Origin of the sequence: Saccharopolyspora hattusasensis, from assembly GCF_050972075.1 — a bacterium.
In the GTDB taxonomy this organism is placed as follows: Bacteria; Actinomycetota; Actinomycetes; order Mycobacteriales; family Pseudonocardiaceae; genus Saccharopolyspora; species Saccharopolyspora hattusasensis.
In genome coordinates, this window is the sequence record NZ_JBPCDC010000001.1 from 5,592,757 (window position 1) to 5,610,706 (window position 17,950).

Below are 17,950 nucleotides of genomic sequence, written 5' to 3' on the forward strand. Positions count from 1 at the left end.
GATCCCGCCAGATGCGAAGAGCCGGTAAAGGACCAAGCCGATCTGGTTAAGAAGTTGGAGGCGAAGCCTCCGGAGACGTTGACGCGGAAAGAACGGGAGGTTCTGGAGCGGTTTGGGCCGGAGGTGGCGGAGCGGAGACGGAGAAAAGCGGAAAGGGTTGCGGACTGGCGCCGGAATAATAAGGACCGGATTGCGGAGTTGCAGGAGTTGGAGAGGCTGAACAATCTGAATGTGGCGCAGGCGGAGGAGTTGGCGGAGCGGCTGATGAAGGAGCAGAAGGAAAGGAAAGCTGCCGCGAACGCTTACCAGTCGAGAAAGAACAAAACCGTCGCCACGATTGCGTGGTTGGAGGCGCAGGAGCAGCTGACTCCGACGCAGCGGGCCGAGCTCTATTTGCGCAAGACAATACAAGAGGGCCAAGAGGAGGGAAATCGGCTGGCGCCCCGAGTGTCGCGGCTGAAAAAAGAGATCGAGGCGTTGCAGGCGCTGCCGGAGCCGACCGGGGCTCAGCGGGACAGGCTGGCGGACCAGAGGGCTAAGTGGGCTGATTCTGTGAAGGATTTGGAAGCGGTGAGGGCAGGGCTGAAGAAAGACAATGCAGCGCTGGAGAAGATGCTGGCTGAGGGGGAGGGTGAGGCTGGGGGGAGGGTGGGTGCGGGGGCAAGTGGGCAGCGGGATGAGTGGGATGCGATGGTGCCCAGCGGGGTATTGGAGCGGGCTGGGGCTGATCGGGGCGAACATTTTGATCGGGACGCGTGGTCGGGGGGAAGCGAAGATCTCGTTGCGTGGCTTGCTCGGGCGGATGAGGAGGGGGCTGGGTTGGGGGATGCGGGTTCGGCGGAGCAGAGTGGCGTTGTATGGGGTGCGGGGTTGGATAGCGGCGTTGAGTCTGGTGCGTGGGTTGAGGAGGTGATGGGGAATCCGGCCGGGCAGGAGCGGGCTGCGGCATCGTTGTCCGGCCGGGTCGAGGACCAGCAGACGGCGTGGGGGGCGGAGTGGGAGTCGGATGCGGTTGTGCGGGCTGTGCAGGCGGAGACGTGGGAGGGGTTGGTTGAGGAGGAGCGGGGGGATGCGACCGGCGATGAGGAGCCGGACGTGCGGGTTGCGTGGCTGCGGGAGTCGCTGAAGCAGGCTGAGTCTGGCCTGGCTTCGTTGGAGGCGTTGGCGGGCTGGGACGGGATTCAGCGGGCGGAGTTGGCGGTGTTGCCGGGGTTGGATGGGGGTTTGCGGGAGTACTGGGAAAAGGCGCAGCGGCGTATCGAGGAGTTGCGGGCGGAGTTGGCCGTGATGGTGAACGGCGAGGGTGAACCGGTCGGGCAACACCTGGGTGAGACGGGAGAGGAGCGGGCTGCGGCGTCCGTGCCGGCTGAGATTGCGGCGTTGGCCGGGCTGACGGATCGGATGGAGCAGCATTTGCAGGCGATGCCGCTGGAGTACAACCCGGGCGGTGTGCGTGAGCGGGTCGAAGGGGCGAAGCAGTGGGTGAGCCAGGGGCAGTGGACTGCAGGTCAGTTGCAGACGGTTCGGTCGGGGTTGGCTGCGGTGCAGGCGGCGGAGAGGAAGTTACGACACGTCGCTGGCCGGGCGAAGGATGCGCAGGCGATAGGCGGGGGCGAGCAGGGGGGCGGGTATCGGCTCCTGGTGGGGGTGAACCGGGCCAACTATCTCTCCGGGGAGAAGCGTTTCCGGGCGAATTGCCTGGAGGCGTTTGTGGCGTTCCATAATTCTCTGAAGTTCGGCCGGCAGTTCGTGGCGGGGCCGGCTGGGGGTGACCGGGATCCGGCTCGGTTGGAGGCGGCGTTGGGGGCGAGGGCCTGGTGGGTGGCTGGTGTTGCCGGGGTTGAGTGGTATGTGCGGGGTGGGCTGGTGGGGGTGGCTGTGCCGGTGGGTGTGGCTGTGCCGGTGATTTACCTGCGGGCGGACGGTAGTGCGCATGTGATCGCTGCGGTGAATACCGGCGACGTAGATGGGCAAGGGCGGGTCGTGCTGGTGGATCCGCAGAAGGGGGAGGTCGCTGACAAAGATGATGTTTCCGCGGCGTTCGGGGTGTGGGTGGTTCCGGTGTCGGAGGTGGCACCGGATCGGGAGGTGGTGTTGCCCAGTGGTTCCGGGCTGCGGCGCCTGGGCTGGGGGGCTGGGCTGCCCGCCGAGGTGGCAGGTCCTCCCCAGCGTCAGCGTCCCGGTGGGCCGGTGGCCGGCACGACGAGGAAACGGGAGCAGGCCGGCGAGGGTTCCCGGGCACCCAAGCGGCGGAAGGTGCAAGGACCCGTTGTTGAGGCTGGTTCCGGGAATCACGGCGGTGAGGGCGACGGGCCCGCGCCGACCAATCCGGCAGCACAGCAGGACCCGAGTGCGGAGCAGGAGCGGAAACAGAAACGCAAGGTATACGCCGCGACGCGGCGCCGGAAGGAGCGGGCCGAAGCCGCTCTGGTTAAGAAGTTGGAGGCGAAGCCGCCGGAGACGTTGACGCAGAAGGAACGGGAGGATCTGGCCCGGTTTGGGCCGGAGGTGGCGGAGCGGAGACGGAAAAACGCGGAAAAGGTTGCGAACCGGCGCCGGAATAAAAAGGACCGGATTGTGGGGTTGGAGGAGCAGGGGTGGCTGACTCCGAGGCAGCGGGCTGAGCTCGATTTGCGCAAGACAATACAAAAGGACGAAAAGGAGCAAAATCGGCTGGCGGAGCGAGTGTCGAGGCTGAAAAAAGATATCGAGGCGTTGGAGGCGCTGGGGGAGCCGACCGAGGCTGTGCGGGACAGGCTGGCGGACCAGAGGGCTAAGCGGGTTGATTCTGTGAAGGTTTTGGAAGCGGTGAGGGCAAGGCTGAAGGAAGATAAGGCGGCGCTGGGGATGATGCTGGCTGAGGGGGTGGGGGAGGCTGGGGGGAGGGTGGGTGCGGGGGCAAGTGGGCAGCAGGATCAGCGGGATGCGATGGTGCCCAGCGGGGTATCGGAGCGGGCTGGGGCTGATCGGGACGAACATTTTGATCAGGACGCGGGGTCGGAGGGAAGCGACGATCTCGCTGCGAGTCTGACGCAGCGGGCTGAGCTCGATTTGCGCAAGAGAATACAAAAGGGCGAAAAGGAGAAAAATCGGCTGTCGACCCGAGTGTCGTGGCTGAAAAAAGATATCGAGGCGTTGGAGGCGCTGGGGGAGCCGACCGAGGCTGTGCGGGACAGGCTGGCGGACAAGAGGGCTAAGCGGGCTGATTCTGTGAAGGTTTTGGAAGCGGTGAGGGCAAGGCTGAAGGAAGATAAGGCGGCGCTGGAGATGGAAAGGGTTGCGAACTGGCGCCGGAAAAAGGACAAGATTGTGGGGTTGGAGGAGCAGGGGTGGCTGACTCCGAGGCAGCGGGCTGAGCTCGATTTGCGCAAGAAAATACAAAAGGACGAAAAGGAGCAAAATCGGCTGGCGGAGCGAGTGTCGAGGCTGAAAAAAGATATCGAGGCATTGGAGGCGCTGGGGGAGCCGACCGAGGCTGTGCGGGACAGGCTGGCGGACAAGAGGGCTAAGCGGGCTGCTTCTGTGAAGGTTTTGGAAGCGGTGAGGGCAAGGCTGAAGGAAGATAAGGCGGCGCTGGGGATGATGCTGGCTGAGGGGGTGGGGGAGGCTGGGGGGAGGGTGGGTGCGGGGGCAAGTGGGCAGCAGGATCAGCGGGATGCGATGGTGCCCAGCGGGGTATCGGAGCGGGCTGGGTCTGATCGGGACGAACATTTTGATCAGGACGCGGGGTCGGAGGGAAGCGAAGATCTCGCTGCGTGGCTTGATTGGGCGAATGATGAGTGGGCTGGGTCGGGGGATGCGGGTGGCGCGGAGCAGAGTGGCGTTGTATGGGATGGGTTGGATAGCGGCGTTGTTTCTGGTGCGTCGGTTGAGGAGGTGATGGGGAATCCGGCCGGGCAGGAGCGGGTTGCGGCATCGTTGCCGGGCCGGGTCGAGGACCAGCAGACGGAGTGGGGGGCGGAGTGGGAGTTGGATGCGGATGTGCGGGCGGAGCGGGCGGAGACGCGGGAGGGGTTGGTTGAGGAGGAGCAGGCGGATGCGGCTCGCGATGAGGAGCCGGACGTGCGGGTTGCGTTGCTGCGGGAGTCGCTGAAGCAGGCCGAGTCTGAGCTGGCTTCGGTGGAGGCGTTGCCGGGCGGGGACGGGATTGAGCGGGCGGAGTTGGCGGTGTTGCCGGGGTTCGATGGGGGTTTGCGGGAGTACTGGGAAAAGGCGCAGTGGCGTATCGAGGAGTTGCGGGCGGAGTTGGCCGTGATGGTGAACGACGAGGGTGAACCGGCCGGGCAACACCTGGGTGAGACGGGAGAGGAGCGGGCTGCGGCATCCGTGCCGGCCGAGGTTGCGGCGTTGGCCGAGCTGACGGATCGGATGGAGCAGCATTTGCAGGCGATGCCGCCGGAGTACAACCCGGGCGGTGTGCGTGAGCAGGTCGCATTGGCGAAGCAGTGGGTGAGCCGGGGGCAGTGGACTCCAGATCAGTTGCAGACGGTTCGGTCGGGGTTGGCTGCGGTGCGGGCGGCGGAGAGGAAGTTGCGACACGATGCTGGCCGGGCGAAGGAGGCGCAGGCGATAGGCGGGGGCGAGCAGGGTCCCGGCAAACTCGGGTTTTAGCATGTCAGGAGCAGTTCGATGGGCCGGTTGAAATCGCGGGCGTGATGTCGGCGAGTGGCGGCGATGTTGGTGTGGCCGGCGAGTCGGAGCAGGCTGATGGCGGTGTTGCGGACCGCTGCCGTGTTCGGCGATGGCCTTGTGGGCTATTGCCTTGCGTATCCCGCGATACCAGGTCTCCCACTGGGTGGGGGGTCACCTTCGGTGCCTGCATCCGCTCGAACGGGCTGGATGGAATCTCTTCCTCGACGTCACGCAGCCACCGGAACAGCTGCTGCAACGACCTGTACTGCCTCAATGCCACGTAGCTTAAGTTGATCATGCTGCGCGGGGTTGGAGTTTGTAGAGGTGGATGGTGGCCGGTGCGGGGTGGCGGGTGCTTGCGGGCTCGTCGGGTTTTTTGATGCGGTAGTTGTTGTGGCGAGCGCGTTTGACCGCGCGGGGGCAGGTGCGGTGCCGTCGGACGGGGTTGGGCTTGCGGGCGATTTCGGCCAGGATCTCGGGTAGGGCGGTGTTCCAGTCCTCAGGGGGGAAAAGCCGCCGTACCGGTGGCGGTACGGCGGACGAGGCGCAGTGTGCGGGTGAAACTGATCCGGTCTGGGTCGATGTCGGCGGCCTCGGCGGCGCGGGCGATGAGCACGGACAGGGCGTAGTGCACGGTCAGCCAGGCCCAGATTTCCTGGCGGACCAGTTCCGGTAGTCGCGAGCGCAGGATGCGTCCGGGTCCGCGGAGGTGGGTCTTGAGCTGGTCGTTGGCGGTTTCCTCTTATCGGGTAAGGCCAGCGGGTTGCCCCGCTGGCCTCCCCTCAGCACTGCCCGTGCGGCTTTCACCGCGAGTCAGCGCAAGCAAGCCGCGAGGGCGGTGTGGGAGTGCAGGCTGTGCGGCTGCGCTGGCGAGCGAGGAGTTCGCGCTGGCAGGCCGCGTGGACGAGGCGGGTGTGGTCACCGTCTGGTGAGCTGGGCCGTCCGTGATGGGTGAGGTAGTTGGCGTTGATCGCCCGTCGGACGACGTGCTGCCACCACCGTTCCCATTCGTGGGGGGACTGCGGTTGGTCGGCGGTCAGGATCGGTCCCCGGCAGATCGGGCAGCGGCCGTCCTGCTTGGTGAGCAGGCGCAGCGTGTAGCTGTCCAGCGGGGGTTTGACGCGCCGTCGCCGGTTGGCCCAGTACTCGGCCAGGGCAGGGTCATCTGGGGATGCCGCGCCCTTGACCATGGTGTGCCGGACGATGCCGGTCCAGGAGGGTTTCGCCAGGTAGGTGCCGCTGGCGGCGTCACCGAACACCCAGCGATCGTTTCTGAACTTGTTGTATTTGCCGAAGTAGCGGGCCACGATCCATTTCTTCGGCTTGTTGGCGTGGCTGAAGGTTGCCCACTTGTAGCAGAGCACCCACAGATAGTTGTCCAGACTGGAAAATGTGCTGGACGAGACCACGCCCCGGTAGTAGGCCGTCCAACCCCGGGTGATGGGGTTGATCCTGGCGATGACCGCAGCCGCGTTCGCCCCGCGCAGGGCGCGGAACTCGGTGCGGAGCCGTTCCCGGATTCGCTGGACAGCCGCTTTCGATGGTTTGATCAGCAGCTTGCCGTGATACCGCCTGATGTTGAAGCCCAGAAAGTCGTACCCATCATCATCGATGTTTACGATCTTGGTCTTTTCCTCATTGAAGCTGAGACCCCTGGGTGCCAACCATTCAGCGATTCTGGCCTTGATTTCCTGTGCCTGCCGCTGGCTGTGGCAGAGTGCGACCAGGTCGTCGGCGTACCGAATTACCATCGGTGAGCCCGGTTTGATTTTCCTCGCCTCGCTGGTGCCGGCGGGGTAGTATTGGACTCCGGCTGCTGTTTCCAGCCCATGCAGAGCGACATTCAGTAGGAGTGGGCTGATCACGCCACCCTGGGGTGTGCCCTCATCGGTTGGCGTGAACCCTTTTCCTTCCTCTATCACACCGGCTTTCAGCCATTCCCGGATCAGGTCCCTGGCCGGGAAAGACCCGAGTGCTTCCAGTAGCCGGTTGTGGTCGATCTTGTCGAATGCCGCTGCCAGGTCCGCGTCCAGAGCCCAGACCCGCTTGGTCTTGGCGGAACAGCAGGTCTGGAAGATCGCCCCGATCGCGTCATGGCAGCTTCGCCCCGGTCGAAACCCGTAAGACTTGGGTTCGAACTGGGCTTCCCACTCAGCTTCGAGTGCATTACGGACCCTGCCTTGATGGCAGCGGTCCGCGATGACCGGAATTCCGAGCGGCCTCAGCTTTGCACGGTTTCCCGCCTTGGGTATATAAACCCTCTTCACCGGCCGGGGACGCCAGGTTGCGGCTTCGCGATGCACCCGCACCGCCAGCTCCATCCTGGCCTGAGGAGTCAAGGCGACCTCCGCATCGACCCCGGCGGTTTTGCGTCCCGCGTTCAACTGCGTCGCTTGCCGCACGCTGACCAGCGTGTTGCTCCAGCTCCGCAGCATGAGTTTCTGCAGGTTCCTGACCGTGGCCAGGGAACCCTCCCGCGCCGCCTTGAAGATCCGCTGCCGTAGCCGCCGTACGTTTTCCTCGTGCAGGCGCCAGTCAATGGCGGCCCAGTCGAGGGTCACGTCCTTGGGTCCGTTCACCATCGGTGTCTAACTTGTCCTTCGGTTCCAGGGTTTCGGCTGCTTGTCTTCAAAGGCTCACCTGCCCACGTCAGCGCCTCTTTCAAGGCCCGGGCACCAGGCCCGGTATCCGGCCAGTTATCCAGTGGCGGCGGCCGGGAGGTGCCGTCGTGTTGCCGCTGGTTTCCTGTTGACTTTCGTCCACCGCCACCAGGGTTTCTCCCGATGACGATGACGCCGTTATCGGCATGACCGGCTTTTGCTTCTTGGGCATCTTGTTCCCGGCAGAGGATTCCGCCTTCCTCGCGGTTGGCCTACCTGCCCGCCCCCAGGCGATCAGGACTCTGCCGGGGTTTCCATGTTCCGCACGTGTGAGATGCGGCCGGGGTGGGTGCCTCCTATACTCCGGGGCGGTGGTGTCCTCCCGATCAGCGCTGGGTCTCCGATCGGCACCTGCCGTTTCTCAACGGCCAGCCCTGTCATCCGCCTGACACATTCCACCGGCGGAAGCCACTATTACGAAGCATGCGGAGATTCACCTACATTCACCCGTCCGGCCTTCTCCTCGCCCGCTGCCGCTGGGTGGAACAGCAGCAGCTTCGGCTTTTACCCTGGGCTTCACACCCCGCGGTTACCCACGACGCATGCCAAGGCGGAGACGATCCCGCGGACACTGGACCGGATCACGTCTTCACTAGGGGAACCTCCAAACAACGTGACCACTCACATCGTGCGACCTCACGTCGCACCCCAGCGGTCGTGGTAAGCGGCGGCCAGTTCATCAGCCCGTGCCTGGGCGGGATCGAGGATTGTGGACAGCAGCACGATCAACTCGCCGGTGCCGTTACCGTCCCGGTCGGGCACGTCATATTCGACCACCCTGACCAGGTGGGCCTCGTCAGGGTCCAGCTCGGTCCCGGCACAGGCAGCGGCGATGATGCGCTCCCGGTGGGCGCCCCGGATTGCCGGGTTGATCACGACCGAGACGTAGGTCCCGTCGGACAAGACCGCCACGACAGGCAGCCGCAGTTGGGTCGGAGCCCGCCACAACAACGCCGCCCCGGTGCGCACCGCGGCGGCCCAGGCGTCGAAGGAGTAGAAATTGCGGTCCGCGGTGAGCAACTCGTCCGGGTGCAGCCGCGGGTAGAGCCGGGCGGCCAGCGTCGCCTCCCCCTGCGACCACGCCCCGACCTCCGCGGCCACAAACGCGTGCGTACCACACTCGGCCAGGGCCACCACCCGCGCTTTCGGGAACGCCGACCGGTTCTTGCCGGACCCGGCGTAGCTGAAGGCCTCCGCGTTGTCCCTGCTGTCCGGCAGATCCACATCGAACCCATCGATCGCCAGCAACCGCCAGTGCCGCAGCCACGCTCCCCGAGTGTCCACTGTGGCCACCGGCTGCGCCACGCCCTCGAAAACATCGGCCAGCACCGCCGAACCCAACCGCTTACGCGCCTGGGTGATCCCACTGGATGTCGGCGCCTGCCACGACGCGTCCCAGCAGCCGAACCGCGACAACGACCCGGTCACCTTCATGGCGACCTCCTCATAGTCATCGTCGGGAAACAAGCACAATCCCATCGTCAGATACGCCACCACATGCGGCGGCAACGTCCCACCCGAACGCTTCGCACCGACACCACGCGCAGCCACCGCCAGGTCAATCACATCCCGCGGCACCGCCGAAACCAGCACACCCAACGACACCTGATCCGGCGCCACCGTCACACCTGAGGTCACGGATCATGATCAGACCACACCACCACCCACGATCACGCCGCCACACCGCGATACCCACAGAAACCCAGCTCAACACCATGATCAACTTAAGCTACGCGGCATTGTGTACTGCCTGGCCACCGTCGCGGGCGACAGCAGCTTGCCGGTGCGCTGGTTCGGCCGCTCCTGAAGGTGGACGATGTAGTGCCCGACGTGCTCGCGGGTGATCGCGCTGGCCGAGGTCGGCATACCTCGGTCGACGAGAAACTTCACGAACTCCTCGCCGACGTTGAGGTAGGACACGATCATGCTCGGCGCGGTATTCGTGGCGCGCAGGTGGCGCCGCCAGTCGGTCAGCAGCTCGCCGAGGTCGTCGAGCGCGGCGGTCTGCGGAGCGCGGGCGCGCGCTGAGTAGTCGGCATAACCCGAGAGTCCGGTCGCCGAGTCCTTTGCTCGCCATACGCTGTGCGGGACTCAGTCCCTACGTCTTGCCTGGTGGCGCCCCCAGCAGGACTCGAACCTGCGACCTAAGGATTATGAGAGCTCGTTTGTCGTCCTCTGTGGTCCGTTGCTGAAACCTGTTGTATTCTCGGCTAATTCCGAAAGCAAACGATGGACGATCGGCCTTGCTTGTGATCGTTTGCTGTTAATTCATGGGGGTAAAGTGGGGGCACTTTTCCTGCTTCCGCCCGGCACGGAGCCTGCCTTCAGGATGGCGGGAAGGAGTCAAGGGGCGAAGCTCCGTAGGACGAGTTGATCAGTCATTTGCCCCAGTTGACGGGACGGCCGAGGAATGCGGCAAGTCTGTCTATAACTGGAGCGTCCTCCGATACGGCCTGTGCATGCTCGAATCGGCCGGTTCGTGCTGGTGTGGTGAACTCGCGGCGGACGAATGCCAAAGCCTGTTCCACCAGGTCCTCGGGGAGGCTAGCGGGCGGTTCGGTTGCCTGGGCAAGATCCCAGCCGTGGGTGAGAAGATCAGCCAGACGCACGTGCAGGAGTGCTGCGCCGGTGGCTTCACCGAAAGGCCCCTGGTAGGTGTGTTCGAGAACGCCGGGTCGATCGAATGCAGCCTGCACCGCTGCACCGGATCTGACGTAGGCGTTTACTGGTGCACCGTTGAGGTGGTCAGTGCCAGGTTCGGGCGGTGGCTGACGCTTCAGGGAACTGGCTACAGCTAGGTTCACGTCCACCAGGTGGTTCACTAAGTCCTTCACGGTCCAGTCGGTGCACGGAGTCGGGTCCGACCACTGTGCTTCACGGATGCTGGAAACCAGGTGGCCGACGGCATTCAACGCTCGGTTGAGCTGTTCCACGGACGGAGTCAGCGGCGTCATCAAGGTTCTCCATGTCGTGCTTCCGGGCTAGATAAGGCAGTTGATCTTAGCTTCGATTGCTCAAGCGAGGCGATGATCGTCAAGCTCTACCGGACCACAAGCGGGCAACCCCGTTCGGCACGCGATGGCTCGGCACCTCGCCGGAGTGGTAAGGCGACCAGCTCGGCGACGTGCCCAGCACCGTTCTTAGATGGCTCGCCCAGGTGACCAGTGGAGTCGGGACTCCCGGCGATTCAAAATCTCCATCTCGGCGGCTTCTGCGGGGCCGTCTGCCTTCCGCTCGCGCCAGGCCGGGACCGCCGGCCTTTCCGCTCGCGCCCGGTCGCCGTCGTTGGCCGGCCGGGACCGGTGAGCGCAGCGAGCCGCACGCCCGGCCGGCCAACGACGGCCTGACCGGGCTTGCATACAGGAAGGTCGGCGGTCCCGGCCTGGCTCGCATACAGCAGGCAGGCGGCCCCGCAGGGCCGCCCTTGATGAAGTAGAGAAAGTTTAAACACACGTGGGCTGGGGCCTGACCTGGTGATGGCGGCTCAAACGTGTGGATCATCGGGCACCCCGAATGAGGGGCGAGTGATCAGCCGTAGAAGCCCATTGGGCTAGTCGCGCTCCCGGCGGTGCTTCTCGGCGAGCTTGCGTAGCTCTTCCCGGACCGTTTCAAGGTCGAACCTGTACTTGCCGCCAGGTGTCACGAGCGCGATCGAGATCAGGCCTTCATCGGCGTAGCGGCTGATCGACCGGCGCGAGATTCCAAGCTCTTTCGCCAGTTCGCCGGATGAGAGCAGCCGCATTACCCGAACGTATGGCCGCCGACTGGCCCGCGCTGCCTGTCTGGCCTGTCCGGCCTCACTGGCCTACCATCTGGCCTGACTGGCCTCAATGACCGATTCGCGGAGGTGGTTATGGACCGGAGCGCGTGGGTCGTGGGCATCTGCGGCCACATCTATGTCTGGCCACGTGGTGAGTGTGTGCAGGTTTTTGGTCAGGTGGAGTACGTCCGGCGACTCTCCGGCGAGACCCGCGATGCCCACCCGTTCAAGGTCGTCGTAGTGCCCTGGTTTCAGTCGGTTGATGAGTTTCGGGCTTGGTGTCGAAACGACAGAACGAGGCCGAGTGAAGACAGTCGGCCATACCTGAGAAGTTTGCCGCGCCGGTCCCGGGAGATTGAACGAGCCGACCCGACAACAGCGGCGCAGAATGCTGGTTGATGGCAGACACAGATGATCTCGACCAACGGACTAGTCACCACTCGGCGTGGGACCGTCCTGCGGAGCGTCACTGGTGGCCTGAAGGCGTCGATGTGGCCTCGGTCGATGCTGCTAGCAAGGTGACTGAAGCGCTGGAGACGGTCGAGCGGGCACGTGGCCACCTCTACGAGTGGCACCAGCTGATCGGCTCAGCCAACGATAAGCTCAACGTGGCCGTGCGGGCGCTACGCAGCACCGGACACACCGAGCTCGCTGACGCCGTCGAACGCAACCTTGTGGGCCGTAACGTCCTTCCCGGCCGTTGGACGTTCCAAGCAATCGAGGAATTTGACGAGGGCTACTACGAACCCTTCCGCAACAACGAGGAGCACGTTCGTCAGATCATGCTCGGCGGTCGACGGCATGTGTACGAGGCTGCGATGAAGGAGGCCGCGCGTAGCGTTGACGAGTCCGGCGCACCCTTGCCGTGGCATGCGGCAACGCCAGAGTCAGGAACCTGACCCATAAAGATCGGCGCTGCCTGGTTGTAGCCAAGCAGCGCCGTTGTCCTACGTCGTCTTTGAGTTTGAGCTAGTTCATCTCGGTACTGCTCGCCGTCCAGCGCCATCCAAGCTCCCGCAGGGCGTCGGCTCGCGAGAGGATCGCCGTGTTTCGAAGATGGCCTTCGTCGGGTCGGTAGTCAGCCGTTTGAGCCGTAGTCGCTCCTGGCCACTTGCGGTAGTACAGCCCGGGATCGGGCAACATCACACCTGGTGCCACGGCTTCAACTGCGAGCATCAGCGCCACATCTTCATCGGCGAACAGTGCCGGCCACCCGCCAAGAGCACGCACAAGCGCCGTATAGGTGCACATCGTCGTGCCGACAACCTGAAGCTCACCGGCCGCCTGGCCCTCGTACAGGACGCCGGGGGACAGCGGTCCCGGCTCCGGGTCGCATGGACCAGGCAGTAGCGAACCGTCCGGCATGAGATCGAGTGTCGAGGACACACACCAGGCGAATTCCGGCGAACCCGTCAGGGCCTTGACGTCCTGGGCGAGGGCGCCTGCCGGAAGGATGTCGTCGGCGTCAAGCGTGCGCATGAGCTCGCCCTCGGCGCGATTAAGACCGATCGTGCGTGCCATCGAGGCGCGGCCGTGCTGACTGGCACCGGGCGAGATACGCGGGTCTTTCGGTAGGAGATCGTCAAGGAGACCGGTTTGCCCGTCCTCCTGAACAATCCACTGCCAGTCCCATCCGTCCGGAAGCTCCTGCGAGGAAAGGGATTCGTAGGTGTCAAGCAGGTGTTGATGCTTGCCGCGGACGACAGCCGTCACGATCGACATCTTGTGCATGCGTCACCACCTATCCAGGCGCTCGACGTAACACACCTCGGTCCGATCAGCGGGGTAGACGGCTTCGGAAAGCTCGACCACTCGCCCCTCGATGTCGATGGACTTCGAGCGTCCGCGAAGCAGCGGAACACCCTCGTTCAGTCCCCACTGCTGGCGCTCGATGGTTGTCGGGGTGACGGACCAAAGAGTCGTCTCGAAGCGGTCCAGCTCGATACCGACGGTGTAGAGCTGGTGTTGGTGTCCTCCGGGCCAGGGTTCGTTGTTCTCGTCGAGAAGGGCCGGGTTGGACTCGATTAGTGCGCGCGGAATGTAGCTGACAGACCATGACGTGTAGGTGCCGCTGCGCTTATCGACCATCGAATACTCGCGCTTGATCAATGACACCCCGGCTTCGATGCCGAACTCCTGCGCGAGTTCCTCGGTTGTCTCAACCTCGGTGTAGTTGGCCGAGAATTCGACGTCTTGGACACTGTCGCCGGTCGTCATCTCAAGAGCGCCGCTTGCCGCCCGCATATCTTCAGGCTCGCGAACGAGGTTCTTCATGGCCTGGCCCATCTCGGCCGGCAACTTGATCGGCTGCGGACCGACTCGCTGACGGGCTTGGGCAACCGGGCAGCGCTGGTGGCCGCGTTCGAACGGGCTCGACGGTCGCCCGGCCTGCTCGGGGTGGCGCTCGGTGACCTCAATGGGTTCAAAGTGCTCAATGACACCCACGGACACCGCTTTGGGGATCGGGTGCTGCTCGAAGTCGCGGCGGTACTGCGGCACTGAGCTCCTGAAGTGAACATGATCCCGTTCCGGCTGCACGGCGACGAGTTCGCGCTCCTGCTGCCGGATGTGGCCGGCCACCCCGAGGCAGACCGCGCCGTCCGCTGTGTACAGACCGCAGTGTCCCGGTTGACCGAAGTCGACGGCCAGCCGATCGAAGTCTCGATGGCACTGGGCGTGGTTACCGCACCGACCACCATGCCGAACCTCTCCACGCTCCTGGCGATCGCCGATGACCGCATGTACGGCGACAAGCACGCCACCCGCACCCACCACACCAAGAACACGGTTTCCGTTTCCCTGTAAGGAGTTTCGAAGTGCAGAGCATCAATATTCACCTCACCGGCCGCAGCGTCCTGACCGGTCTGATGCTGCTCGCGGTCGTGCTCGGCGTGCTGGCGCTGGTGTGGCTGCTGGTCACCCCGGCCTGGGCGATCGGGATCGGCGCGGGCCTGGTCCTGCTCATCCGGGGCCTGGTCTGGCTGTTCAAGCCCCACAGCGAGTAGGAAGGAAACGCAACGTGGGCCTGCTGCGCCGTAAACACGACGACAACGCCCCCGCCAAGACCGGGAAGACCCGGCGGGTACGCAAGCTAGGAGACCGGATCTCCGAGGCTCGGCAACTGCGGGGCCTGGTGCGGGACCCGGACCTGCAAGCCGTGGAGATGGAGCGGCGGGGACAGCGGACCCTGAAGGGCCTGTGGTTCTTCCTCGCGCTGGGCCTGGTGTTCACTACCGCCGGTGTTCAGCGCTTCCTCGCAGGCGGGACGACCATGGTCGATCCGTTGTGGTGGGCCGCGTGGACGGTGGAACCGATGTTCGCCGGGCTGCTGATCGTGATCCTCAACTTCGAGGCCGTGATCCTGTCCTACAACGTCAAACCCGATCACGAGTGGTGGGTCCGGCTGAAGAAGGTGCTGCTGACCTCCACGCTCGCGATGAACGTCATCCCGCAAGTAGTCCCGCTCGTACGGGGCAACTGGGCCGAGTTCAATCCCGGGTCGGCAGCCGTGCACGCGATCATCCCGGTCATCGTCTACGGCATCGCCGAAGTCATCCCGGTCATCCAGGCCAAGCAGCGGAAGGTCCTGCTCCTGATCTACGAGGCCACGGAACAAGCCGAGGACACCGAGGACGCCGACGAGCAGGAAGCGCCGGACACCGAGCCGGCCCCGGCCCCGGTACCGGCTCCCGAACCAAGCCCGGCACCCGTAAGCGGACCAGCCCCGGCACCTGTTTCCGAACCTGCTCCGGTACCGGTGATGCCTGCGATCCGGCGGGCTCCACGGCTCCCGGCTCCGATCCTCCACACGCTCAAGGACGCCCGTTCCCGGGCTCTGGCTGAGGGTCGGGAGTTCACCGCCGCCGACATCCAGCGGGTAGCCAAGCTGTCGGCGGACATTGCCGAACAGGTCGCGGCCGAGTTCGCCACCCACAACGGTCACGCCTTCAACTGAAACCCGTTGCGGGACAACTGAAAACAGATCCAGCACAACCATGCTCGGCGGGCAGCACCGCGGGGATGGACCTGGTGGTGATGCCCGCCGGGCTCTATCCCTCGAAAGGTCACCACATGGTGTTGCCCACGCTCCCGGACGTCGACCGCATCAAACAGCGCATCCAAGCCCCCGATTACCGCGACTGGCGCAAGAAGGTCGAAGACGTCTACGGCTGCCTGCACCCGGTCCGGCTCTCCGGCAGCTGGCAGATCACCGACAAAACCACCGGAGCCGTGCTCACCCGCCCCGACGGGCGCCCGGCCGAGACCAGCGGGCACATCCTGTCCCCCTGCGGCAACCGCCGCGAGTCGGTCTGCCCGGCCTGCTCGGACCGCTACGCCGCCGACGCCTTCCAGCTCATGCGCGCGGGCCTCTCCGGTGGCTCCAAAGGCGTCCCGGTCACCGTGTCCGACAAGCCCCGCCTGTTCGTGACCCTGACCGCCCCGTCGTTCGGTCCGGTGCACAACCGACGTACCGACAACGGCAAGGCTCTGCCCTGCCGCTGCGGGCGCTACCACCACGAACACGACCCGCTGATCGGCCAAGCGATCGACCCCGACGGCTACGACTACACCGGACACGTCCTGTGGCAGGCACACAGCGGCAAGCTCTGGAACCGCTTCACTCAGAAGCTGCGGCGGTACCTCGCCCGCGCGGCCGGGCTCACCGTCCGCGACTTCAAGGACCACGCCCGGCTCTCGTACGCCAAGGTCGCCGAGTTCCAGCGGCGCGGCATCATCCACTTCCACGCCGTGATCCGCCTCGATGGCCCCGACGGCGCGATCGACGCCACCCCAGCATGGGGCACGGTCGAGTTGCTGGCCGACGCTGTGCGGGCCGCTCACGCCGACACCACCGTCACCTCACCGAAGTTCAACGGCCAGGCGCTGACGTTCGTGTGGGGTGAACAGGTCGACATCCGGCCAATCCGCCCCGCTGAGGCGCGCCGGTTCGAGGACGAGAACGGCACGATCAGCGATGACCGGATCGCCTCCTACGTGGCCAAGTACGCCACCAAGGGCACCGGCAAGTCCGAAGCCGCGGACCGGCCGATCCGCTCCCGCACCGTGATCGAGCTCCTGCGCACCACCGAGCACCACAAACAGATCATGCGCACCGCCTGGGACCTCGGCGCACCCATCGTCTGCCCCGACTGCCACCCCGACGGCGAGCACCAAGCCGGCGGCTGCCCCTGCGCTGCGATCGACCACTGCGCCACCTGCGACAACGGCGGCTGGATCCCCGGGCCGCTCGACGAACTCAACCTCCGGCGCTGGACGCACATGCTCGCCTTCCGTGGGCACTTCCTGTCCAAATCGCGGGCGTACTCGACCACGTTCAAGCAGCTCCGCGAAGACCGGCAGATCTGGCGCTTTGAGCAGAACCTCGCCGAACTCGGCGTCGACGCCGACACCGTGACCGTGGTCAACCACTGGGACATGACCAGCGTCGGCCACCGCACCGACGAAGAACGCGAACTCGCCGCCGCCATCGCCGAACGCACCCGCCAAGCACGCAAAAACCGCTACGCCACCGAAAGGAAAGACTGACCATGATCCGCAACCTCTGGGGAATCGAAGACGTCTCCAGCTACCTCGGCGTTCCCGTCGGCACCCTCTACCAGTGGCGCTCTCGGGGCTATGGTCCGGTCGGCCGCAAGATCGGCAAGTACGTCCGGTTCAAGCCCGACGACGTCGAGTCCTGGTTCGAATCCCAGGCTGAGGGGGTGGCCTGATGGGAAGACCGCCGTTGGCGCTGGGGACGTACGGCGAGATCCGGTGCTACCAGCTCGGACCGAAGAAGTGGCGGGCTAGGACCAAGTACCGCGACTACGACGGCAAGGTCCACGACGTCGAGCGGGTCGGACAGAGCAAGGTAGCGGCCAAGGAGAACCTTCGCGCGGCTCTACGCGATCGCTCTCGTGCAGCCGTGGGTGAGGAAGTCGCTTCAACCACAAAGCTCGACATCGTTGCCGAATTGTGGCTTCGAGAGTTGGACGAGTCGGACAAGGCGCTGCGAACCAAGCGAACGTATCGGGAAAGTTGGACACGTGATGTTCAGCCAGCCGTCGGGGGCCTGCGTGGTTCGGAGATCACGGTTTCCCTGGCGACCCGGGTTCTGCGGACCGTGCACGACACCGCCGGACCCGGAAGCGCGAAACACGCCAAGGTCGTCCTCGGCGGCATCATGGGCATCCTCGTCCGACATGACGCGATCGAGACCAATCCGATCCGAGAGGTGGTCCTCCCGAAATCCGGTAGCAAGAAGGTCAAGAAGGAACGGATGACCCTGGAACCGGAGGAGCTGCCGAAGCTACGGAAAGCGATCAGCTTGGACAAGAAAGCCGTCAAGCGCGACCTTCCGGACTTGGTCGATAGCCTGGCTGCCCTTGGGTGCCGGATCGGAGAGCTCCTGGCTCTCGACTGGACCAAGATCGACTTCGAGGCCGGGACGATCGCAATCGAAGGCACGGTCATCCGGGAGAAGGGCGTCGGCCTGTTCGTGCAGCCGCACACCAAGTCATCGGCCGGGATGCGGACGGTTGAGCCGCCGCCGTGGCTCATCGAGATCTTGAAGCGCCGGTGCGCGGAGGCGGAATGTGAATGGATCTACCCATCCAAGGCGGGAACCCTTCGTGATCCCGACAACACCCGAGCGGATCTACGGGAGGCCGTGGAGGAAACCCCTTGGGAAGGTCTTCATCCGCACGCCTTCCGGCACCTGGTCGCCACGATGCTCGATGCGGCGGGACTCTCCGCGCGGGAGATCGCTGACTACCTCGGACACGAGAAGGTCAGCATGACCCAAGACGTGTACATGAATCGCAAATCGAAGGGGAGCTCGGCGGCCAAGGCGCTGGGAAACATGCAGCTCTGAGCCTGATGGCATTGGTGGGGTTAA

Annotated in this window: 14 protein-coding genes and 1 pseudogene; 8 read left to right on the plus strand and 7 right to left on the minus strand. The window is 64.9% G+C overall.

The window, feature by feature from the left end:
• Window positions 1-54 precede the first annotated feature (54 nt).
• The gene (locus ACRXBZ_RS26705) at window positions 55-4,611 is read left to right on the plus strand and encodes a coiled-coil domain-containing protein (protein WP_433881413.1); all 4,557 of its coding nucleotides are present in this window, start codon (window positions 55-57) and stop codon (window positions 4,609-4,611) included.
• 824 nt (window positions 4,612-5,435) lie between these two features.
• On the opposite strand, the gene ltrA is transcribed toward ACRXBZ_RS26705, so the two are convergent.
• The 5 genes from ltrA to ACRXBZ_RS26730 all read right to left on the minus strand — a co-directional run bounded on the left by ltrA (window position 5,436) and on the right by ACRXBZ_RS26730 (window position 11,034).
• Window positions 5,436-7,214 (minus strand): group II intron reverse transcriptase/maturase, encoded by a 1,779-nt coding sequence (gene ltrA / locus ACRXBZ_RS26710; protein ID WP_433879290.1) that lies wholly within the window; start codon window positions 7,212-7,214, stop codon window positions 5,436-5,438.
• A 714-nt stretch (window positions 7,215-7,928) separates the two neighbouring features.
• Entirely contained in the window at window positions 7,929-8,912 is a 984-nt protein-coding gene (locus tag ACRXBZ_RS26715) for an IS4 family transposase (protein ID WP_433881414.1), read from the minus strand.
• Between the two features lie 99 nt (window positions 8,913-9,011).
• Complete coding sequence (locus ACRXBZ_RS26720; RefSeq protein ID WP_433881415.1) at window positions 9,012-9,218, minus strand: hypothetical protein; 207 nt, start codon at window positions 9,216-9,218, stop codon at window positions 9,012-9,014.
• 452 nt (window positions 9,219-9,670) lie between these two features.
• Complete coding sequence (locus tag ACRXBZ_RS26725) at window positions 9,671-10,246, minus strand: TIGR03086 family metal-binding protein (protein ID WP_433881416.1); 576 nt, start codon at window positions 10,244-10,246, stop codon at window positions 9,671-9,673.
• 596 nt (window positions 10,247-10,842) lie between these two features.
• The gene (locus ACRXBZ_RS26730) at window positions 10,843-11,034 is read right to left on the minus strand and encodes a helix-turn-helix domain-containing protein (RefSeq protein WP_433881417.1); all 192 of its coding nucleotides are present in this window, start codon (window positions 11,032-11,034) and stop codon (window positions 10,843-10,845) included.
• A 509-nt stretch (window positions 11,035-11,543) separates the two neighbouring features.
• Here ACRXBZ_RS26730 and ACRXBZ_RS26735 point away from each other — a divergent pair.
• Window positions 11,544-11,951: a hypothetical protein gene (locus tag ACRXBZ_RS26735; protein WP_433881128.1), complete on the plus strand. Its 408-nt coding sequence runs from the start codon at window positions 11,544-11,546 to the stop codon at window positions 11,949-11,951.
• 70 nt (window positions 11,952-12,021) lie between these two features.
• On the opposite strand, the gene ACRXBZ_RS26740 is transcribed toward ACRXBZ_RS26735, so the two are convergent.
• Window positions 12,022-12,783 carry a glycosyltransferase family 2 protein gene (locus tag ACRXBZ_RS26740; protein WP_433881418.1) on the minus strand — a complete coding sequence of 254 codons (762 nt, stop codon included), beginning with the start codon at window positions 12,781-12,783 and terminating at the stop codon, window positions 12,022-12,024.
• Window positions 12,784-12,786: 3 nt separating this feature from the next.
• Window positions 12,787-13,503, minus strand: a complete 717-nt coding sequence (locus ACRXBZ_RS26745) for a UTRA domain-containing protein (RefSeq protein WP_433881419.1) — start codon at window positions 13,501-13,503, stop codon at window positions 12,787-12,789.
• Between ACRXBZ_RS26745 and ACRXBZ_RS26750 the strand changes: the two are divergent.
• From ACRXBZ_RS26750 to ACRXBZ_RS26775, 6 genes and pseudogenes are all read left to right on the plus strand, one after another.
• Window positions 13,405-13,857, plus strand: a pseudogene (locus ACRXBZ_RS26750) (GGDEF domain-containing protein). The gene ACRXBZ_RS26745 and the pseudogene ACRXBZ_RS26750 sit on opposite strands and share 99 nt — an antisense overlap.
• An 11-nt stretch (window positions 13,858-13,868) precedes the next feature.
• Window positions 13,869-14,057, plus strand: a complete 189-nt coding sequence (locus ACRXBZ_RS26755) for a hypothetical protein (RefSeq protein ID WP_433881420.1) — start codon at window positions 13,869-13,871, stop codon at window positions 14,055-14,057.
• 14 nt (window positions 14,058-14,071) lie between these two features.
• Window positions 14,072-15,007, plus strand: a complete 936-nt coding sequence (locus tag ACRXBZ_RS26760) for a hypothetical protein (protein WP_433881421.1) — start codon at window positions 14,072-14,074, stop codon at window positions 15,005-15,007.
• A 116-nt stretch (window positions 15,008-15,123) separates the two neighbouring features.
• On the plus strand, window positions 15,124-16,599 hold the full coding sequence (locus tag ACRXBZ_RS26765) for a replication initiator (RefSeq protein WP_433881422.1): 1,476 nt from the start codon (window positions 15,124-15,126) through the stop codon (window positions 16,597-16,599).
• A 2-nt stretch (window positions 16,600-16,601) separates the two neighbouring features.
• Window positions 16,602-16,784 carry a helix-turn-helix transcriptional regulator gene (locus tag ACRXBZ_RS26770; RefSeq protein WP_433881423.1) on the plus strand — a complete coding sequence of 61 codons (183 nt, stop codon included), beginning with the start codon at window positions 16,602-16,604 and terminating at the stop codon, window positions 16,782-16,784.
• Window positions 16,784-17,926: a site-specific integrase gene (locus tag ACRXBZ_RS26775; protein ID WP_433881424.1), complete on the plus strand. Its 1,143-nt coding sequence runs from the start codon at window positions 16,784-16,786 to the stop codon at window positions 17,924-17,926. Before ACRXBZ_RS26770 ends, ACRXBZ_RS26775 begins: the two co-directional genes overlap by 1 nt.
• Window positions 17,927-17,950 lie beyond the last annotated feature (24 nt).